A 7344-nucleotide genomic window follows, 5' to 3' on the forward strand; every position below is an offset into this window, starting at 1 on the left:
AAGCCACGGATCTTGACCTGATGGTCGACGCGACCCAGGTAATCCACCACGCCATCGGGACGCCCACGGGTCAAGTCGCCGCTGCGATACACGCGGCTGCCGGGCTTGCCGAACGGGTCCGGCACGAAACGTTCGGCGGTCAACGCCGGACGCTCCAGGTAACCCCGGGCCACGCCCTCGCCGCCCAGGTACAACTCGCCGGCCACGCCGATAGGTTGCAGGTTGAGCTGCGCATCCAGCACGTAGCCGCTGCGGTTGCCGAGCAACGTGCCGATGGGCGCGTAGACGGCGCCGCACGGGTCGCCCTTGCGCGCCTTCCACAGCAGCGGCGTGACTACGGTTTCTGTCGGGCCGTAGCCGTTGAACAGGTAGGTCGGCTTCAGCGCGCGCCAGGCCAGGTCGTAGCTGGCCTGGGCCACCGCATCACCGCCGAAGCAGTACACCCGAACGGCTGGAGGATTGCCGTCGCGCTCGGCGTGTTCGGCCAACTGTTGCAGGTACACCGGTGGGAACACCGCCATCGTCACGTTGTGCCGGTGCATCTGCTCATAGGTGTATTCCGGCAGCCACAGGCTGTCGTCGCGGATCAGCACGCTGGCGCCATTGATCAGCGGGTGCATCCAACCCTCGTGGGAACCGTCGAAGGCGAACGACATGAAGTGCAACTCGCAATCGGCCGGGCGGGTTTCATAGCGCTCGCCGGTGGCGATGATATGCGCCACCAGTGGCCCGTGGGACACCGCCACGCCCTTGGGCATGCCGGTGGAACCGGAGGTGTAGATCACGTAGGCAAGGTTGTCGCCGTCCAGCGCCACATTCGGCGAGCGGTCACTGCAGTGCGCCCATTGCTCGCTGCAGTCAATTGCCAGGGTCTCCAGACCATCGGGAACCGGCAGTTGCGCCAGGGCGCGGGTATGGCTGAGCAGCAGTTGCGCCCGGCTGTCCTGCATCATGTACAGCAGGCGATCACGCGGGTATTCGATATCCAGCGGCACGTACACACCGCCGGCCTTCAACACCGCGAGGAAGGCCACCATGATCTCGGCACTGCGCGGCATGGCAATCGCCACGCGCACTTCCGGGCCGACGCCACGGGCGATCAGCGCATGAGCCAGGCGGTTGGCCTGGGTGTCGAGTTCTGCGTAACTGAGGGTGTGCGCATCGAACTTCACCGCGACAGCATCCGGGGTCTCCCGGGCACGGTCGGCGACCAGGTCATGCACCAGCCGCTGGGACGGGTAGCCGGCATCGGTGCGGTTCCACAGTTGCAGGATGTGCTGCTGCTCGTGCTGATCCAGCACGCGCAACTGGCCGATGGTTTGAGTCTGATCGGCCACCATCGCCTGCAACAGGTTCTGCCAATGCCCGGCCATGCGCGCGATGGTGGCGGGCGCAAACAGGTCGGTGGCATAGCTCAGGGAGGCATGCAGCGCCGTCGGGCTTTCTTCCACGTCCAGCGCCAGGTCGAACTGGGCCACGCCGTCATCCCAGCCCAGGACCTCGATGTGCAGGTCGGTCAGCTGCTGCAACTGACGCTCGGCGGACGTTACACGGTGGTTGAACAGCACCTGGAACAACGGGCTCAGGCTGAGGCTGCGCTCCGGATGCAGTGCTTGCACCAGTTGCTCGAACGGCAGGTCCTGATGGGCCTGGGCGTCCAGGGAGCGCTGGCGCACCTGGCGCAGCAGCTGCTCGACGCTCATCTGCCCGTGAAGGTCGGCCTTGAGCACTTGGGTGTTGACGAAGAAACCAATCAGGCCCTCGGTCTCCAGGCGGTTGCGGTTGGCAACCGGCACGCCAACGCGCACGTCTTCCTGGCCGCTGTAGCGATGCAACAGCGCCTGGTAGGACGCCAACAACACCATCGGCAAGGTGACGCCGGCATTGCGGGCCAGGGTGCGCAGGCCCTCCAGCAGTCCTGGCGCCAGGTCGATGCCCAGGCGCGCACCGCGATGGCTTGGCAGCGCCGGGCGCGGAAAGTCGAACGGCAGCTCCAGCACCGGTTGCTCGCCGCCCAACTGCTCATGCCAATAGGCCAGTTGACGCGCTTGCTCGCCGGCCTCCATCCAGTTGCGTTGCCATACGGCATAGTCGGCGTACTGGATCGGCAGCGCCGGCAGATCCGCGGTCTGACCCTGGCTGAACGCGGCGTACAGCTGCACCAGCTCTTCGACCATCAGTTGCATCGACCAGCCATCGGAGACGATGTGGTGCTGCACCAGCACCAGCACGTGGTCGTCCTCGGCCAGGCGCAGCAACGTGACCCGCAACAGCGGCCCGCGCAGTAAATCGAAGGGCCGTGCGACCTCGGCGGCGACGGTGGCCTTGAGGTCGGCGTACTCGCAGGCGCCCCGGTCGATAGCGATCCGGCCGACCGCTTCGATGACCTGCACCACCCCCGTAGCTTCCTGGCGCAGATGAGTGCGCAGGCTTTCATGGCGGGCCAGCAAGGTGTCGAAACTGCGTTGCAACGCGGCTTCGTTCAATGGGCCGTGCAAACGCAAGGCACTGGGGATGTGGTACGCCGCGCTCTGCGGGTCCAGTTGCCAGAGGAACCATTGACGCTCCTGGGCGTAAGACAGCGGCAAGGGTTGCGTGCGGTCGGCCTTGAGCAGCGCCGGTGCGGTGCTGCCCTCCTCGCCGAGGGCGCGCACGAAATCACCCAGCAGGGGCTGCTCGAACAGGGTCTTGAGTGCGACTTCCAGCGCCAGTGCCTGACGCACCCGCGACACCACCCGCGTGGCCAGCAGGGAATGCCCGCCCAGCTCGAAGAAGTGATCGTCGAGACCGACCTGCGGCACCTCCAGCACCTCGGCCCAGATCGCCGCGACCTGTTGTTCGCGCGCGGTGACGGGCGCCAGGTGGCCCTTGTGCCACTGACCGGCATCGACCTTGGGCAAGGCCTTGCGGTCGAGCTTGCCGTTGGGGGTCAGCGGCAGGCGCTCGAGCAGCAACACGTGCGCCGGCACCATGTAGTCCGGCAGCCGCTCGCGCAGCGCGGTTTTGCAGGCCTGTGAATCCACCGCCGTGGTGGTCACCAGGTAGGCGATCAAGCGGTCGTTGTCCGCCAGCACCACGGCTTCCCGCACGCCTGGGTACTCCCGCAGGCAGGCTTCGATTTCACCCAGCTCGATACGGAAGCCGCGCACCTTGACCTGATGGTCGACGCGGCCGATGTACTCGACCACGCCGTCCTCACGGTAACGCGCCAGGTCGCCGGTGCGGTACAGGCGTGCGCCTGGCGGGCCAAACGGGTCCGGCACAAAACGCTCGGCGGTGAGTGCCGGACGCGCGTGGTAACCCCGCGCCAGGCCGACCCCGCCAATCAGCAGCTCGCCGGCCGCGCCCTGCGGGCAGGGGGAAAGCCCGGCATTGAGGATAAACAGCGAGGTATTGGCGATAGGCCGCCCAACATACGGCTGCGCCTCGTGCAAGCGATGGGCTGCCGACCAGATGGTGGTTTCCGTCGGCCCGTAGAGGTTCCATACCGGGCCTTGCAGATCGAGCAGGCGCTGGGCCAGGTCAGCCGGCAGCGCTTCGCCGCCGCACAGGCACTGGATGCCGCGCAGCAGGTGCGCTCGCGGGCTGTCGAGCAGCATGCGCCAGGTCGACGGCGTGGCCTGCAGCACGTTGGCTGCCTGGTTGTGAGCCAGGTCGAGGATGGCTTCCGGGTCAAGGGCCATGGCCTGCTCGCTCAACAACACCGTCGCGCCGACACTCAGCGGCACGAAGAGCTCCAGGGCGAAGATGTCGAATGAGAACGTGGTCAACGACAACAGGCGCGCATCGCCGTCAATGGACAAGGTATCGGCCATGCCGCAGGTAAAGCTGCACAACGCCTGGTGCCGCACCATCACGCCTTTGGGCGTGCCGGTGGAGCCGGAGGTGTAGATGACGTAGGCCAGGTGCTCCGGCGTAACGTCCACCTGAGGGTTGTGCGCGTCACCGTCGCAGTCGTCGGTCAGCAGCACCTGCAGGTCCTGGGGCTGTACGAGACGACCGCGCAAATGCGCCTGGGTCAGCAGCACCCGGGCATCGCTGTCTTCGAGCATGAACGCCAGGCGCTCCGCCGGGAACTGCGGGTCGAGCGGCACGTAGGCGCCACCGGCCTTGAGGGTTGCCAGCAGGCCGACCACCATGTCCAGGGAGCGCTCCACATGCACCGCCACCAGCACGTCGGGGCCGACGCCCGCAGCGATCAACCGGTGCGCCAGGCGATTGGCCCGGCGGTTGAGTTCGGCGTAGCTCAGGCTGTCGCCATTGAAGCGCAGTGCGATGGCATCCGGCCGGGCGAGCGCTTGCGCCTCGAACACCTGATGCACGCATTGCTCGTGTGGGTAGTCGGCGGGCGTGTGGTTCCAGTCTTCAATCATTTGCTGGCGCTGAGGCGCACTGAGCATCGCCAGTTCGTCGAGCGCCTGTGATTCATCGCGCACCACGGCGCGCAGCAGGTTATGCCAGTGCCCGGCCAGGCGTCCCAGGGTCGCCGGCTCGAACAGGTCGGTGGCGTACGTCAGCGACGCCCACAGGCCATCGGCAGACTCTTCGGTCTCCAGGTTCAGGTCGAACTGGGTGGTGTGAACGGCCCAGTCCAGCGGCTGCAATGCCAGGCCCGGCACGTGCACGGTGCCGGCGCGCAAGCTGTCCTGGTGGTTGAACATCACCTGGAACAGCGGGTTATGGCTCAGGCTGCGCTCGGGCTGCAAGGCTTCCACCAGCTGCTCGAACGGCAGGTCCTGATGCGCCTGGGCCTCGAGGGCGCGCTGCTTGACCTGGGCCAGCAACTGCGCAAAGGGCATTTGCCCATGCAGCTCGGCCTGCATGACCTGGGTATTGACGAAGAAACCCACCAGCCGTTCGGTTTCCAGGCGCGTGCGGTTGGCGATCGGTACGCCGACACGGATCTCGGACTGACCGCTGTAGCGATGCAGCACGGTCTGGAACGAGGCCAGCAACAGCATGAACAAGGTCACGTCCTGACGCTGGGCCAACGCCTTGAGTTCGGCCACCAGCGTGCTGTCCAGATGGATCTTCTGGCGCGCGCCGCGATGGCTTTGCACCGCCGGGCGCGGATGGTCCAGAGGCAGCTCCAGCACCGGGTGTTCACTGCCCAGGCGCGCGCACCAGTAATCGAGCTGGCGCTGTTTTTCCCCGGCCGCCATCCAGTCACGCTGCCATTGGGCATAGTCGGCGTACTGGATCGGCAACGCCGGCAATGGACTGTCGCCCTGGTAGAGCGCCACCAGCTCATCGACCATCACCTGCATCGACCAACCGTCGGAGATGATGTGATGCTGAGTGATCACCAGCACATGGTGCTGCGCCGCAACTTCCAGCAATTTGACGCGCATCAGCGGGCCACTGCGCAGATCGAAGGGGCGCTGGATTTCCTCGGCCACCGCCTGTTCGATCGCCGCCACCTCGACGCGCTGGCGCTCGATGGTCACTGCCAGGGCGGGATGGATGACTTGCAGGGTCTGCTCGCCCTGCTCGACAAAGGTGGTGCGCAGCGGCTCATGGCGGTGTACCAGGGCCTGGAACGCCTGCTCCAGGGCGGCGATGTCCAACTGACCGCGCAGGTGCAGGGCGGTGGGAACGTGATAGGCCGCGCTGGCGGGGTCCAGTTGCCAGAGGAACCATTGGCGTTCCTGGGCGAAGGACAACGCCAGCGGATGGTCGCGGTCCAGCGCCACCAACGGCTGCGCCGTGCTCACCTGCAATTCCGCGCAGGCGTCGGCAAACGCGTGCAGCGTCGGCTGTTCGAACAGCGCGCGTAATGGCACTTCCAGGTTGAGCGCATGCCGTACCCGGGAGATGACCTGGGTGGCCAGCAACGAGTGGCCGCCGCGCTCGAAGAAGTGATCCTCCAGGCCGACCTGCTCAACCTGCAACACCGCCTGCCAGATCGCTGCCAGTTGAATTTGCAGCGGGCTGTGGGGCGCCACGTAGGCTTGTGTGTGCTGGTTCAGGTCCGGCGCCGGCAATGCGCGGCGGTCAAGCTTGCCGTTGTTGTTCAACGGCAAGGCATCGAGCACCACCCACTGCCCGGGCACCATGTAGTCCGGCAGCGACTGACGCAAACGGGCCGCCAGTGCCTGTGTGTCCAAGGCGATGCCCGCAGCGGGCACCACGTACGCCACCAACTGCGTACCGGTGGCGCTCGGCAGCGCCAATACTGCCGCTTCACGCACCTGCGGCAAGGCTTGCAGGCCGGCTTCGATTTCGCCCATTTCGATACGCAAGCCGCGAATCTTCACCTGATGGTCGATACGCCCGACGTACTCCAGCGCACCCGCCTCGTTGTAACGGGCCAGGTCGCCACTGCGATACAGCCGCGCGCCGGGGACTGCGGAAAACGGGTCCGGCAGGAAGCGCTCGGCGGTCAGCGCCGGGCGGTCGAAATAGCGCTGGGCCAGACCGGCTTCGGCGCCGATGCACAATTCGCCCACGCCATCGGTCGCCAGCAATTGGAAACCGCTGTCGAGCACGTAGAGCGAGCGCCCTTCAATCGCGCGGCCGATCGGCACACCGAACGCGTCGCTGGCATCATCCAGTTGGCACGCGTGCACGCTGGATACCACCGTCGCCTCGGTCGGCCCATACGTGTTGACCAGCCGCACACCGCCCAACCCGGCAGCATGCCAGGCGCGCAGGCCTTCTACGGACATCGCCTCACCGCCCACATGCACCTGGCGCAGTCGGCCCAGGGAGCGGTGGTGCATGGCGCATTCCTTGGCCAGCAGGTACCAGTACGCGGCGGGCAAGTCGGCCAGGGTCACGCCCTGTTCAACGATCTCGCGCGCCAGTTGCCCGGCGTCCCACAGGTCATCGCCACGCATGATCAGCGCCGCGCCCACGCACAGCGGCGGGTAGCACTGCTCGACAAAGCCGTCGAAGCTGAAGGTCGCGAACTGCAGCACGCGGTCCTCTGCACTCAGTTGGCTGTACAGCACGGCGCTGTCGCAGAACTGGCCAAGGGCGGCATGGTCGATGGCCACGCCTTTGGGCTGGCCGGTGGAGCCGGAGGTGTAGATCACATACGCCAGGTCCGCCGCCGCCGCGTGATTGGGCGGATTGGTTGCCGGGCAGTCGGCCAGTTCAGCGCCCGTGGCGCTGAAGTCGACACGGGTCAGCCCGGTCGGCAACGGCACATCGGTCAGCAAGCCGGTTTCGCTGAGCAGCAGGTCCAGGCGACTGTCCGCGAGCATGTAGGCCAGGCGCTCGGCCGGGTATTTCGGGTCCAACGGCACATACGCCGCGCCGCTCTTGAGTACCGCCAGCAGGCTGACGATCAGTTGCGGACCGCGCCGCGACGCCAGGCCCACGCGCTGGCCGGGGCCGACG

The 7344-nt window shown here is 66.6% G+C and carries 1 protein-coding gene; it reads right to left on the reverse strand.

Going from position 1 to position 7344, the window contains the following annotated elements:
• Nucleotides 1-7344, reverse strand: a 7344-nt coding sequence (locus BFP89_RS00845) for a non-ribosomal peptide synthetase (RefSeq protein ID WP_141689021.1), incomplete at both ends; no start/stop codon positions are given.

The sequence above is a fragment of the Pseudomonas sp. 31 R 17 genome, assembly GCF_900004915.1.
GTDB classification, from domain to species: domain Bacteria; phylum Pseudomonadota; class Gammaproteobacteria; order Pseudomonadales; family Pseudomonadaceae; genus Aquipseudomonas; species Aquipseudomonas orientalis_A.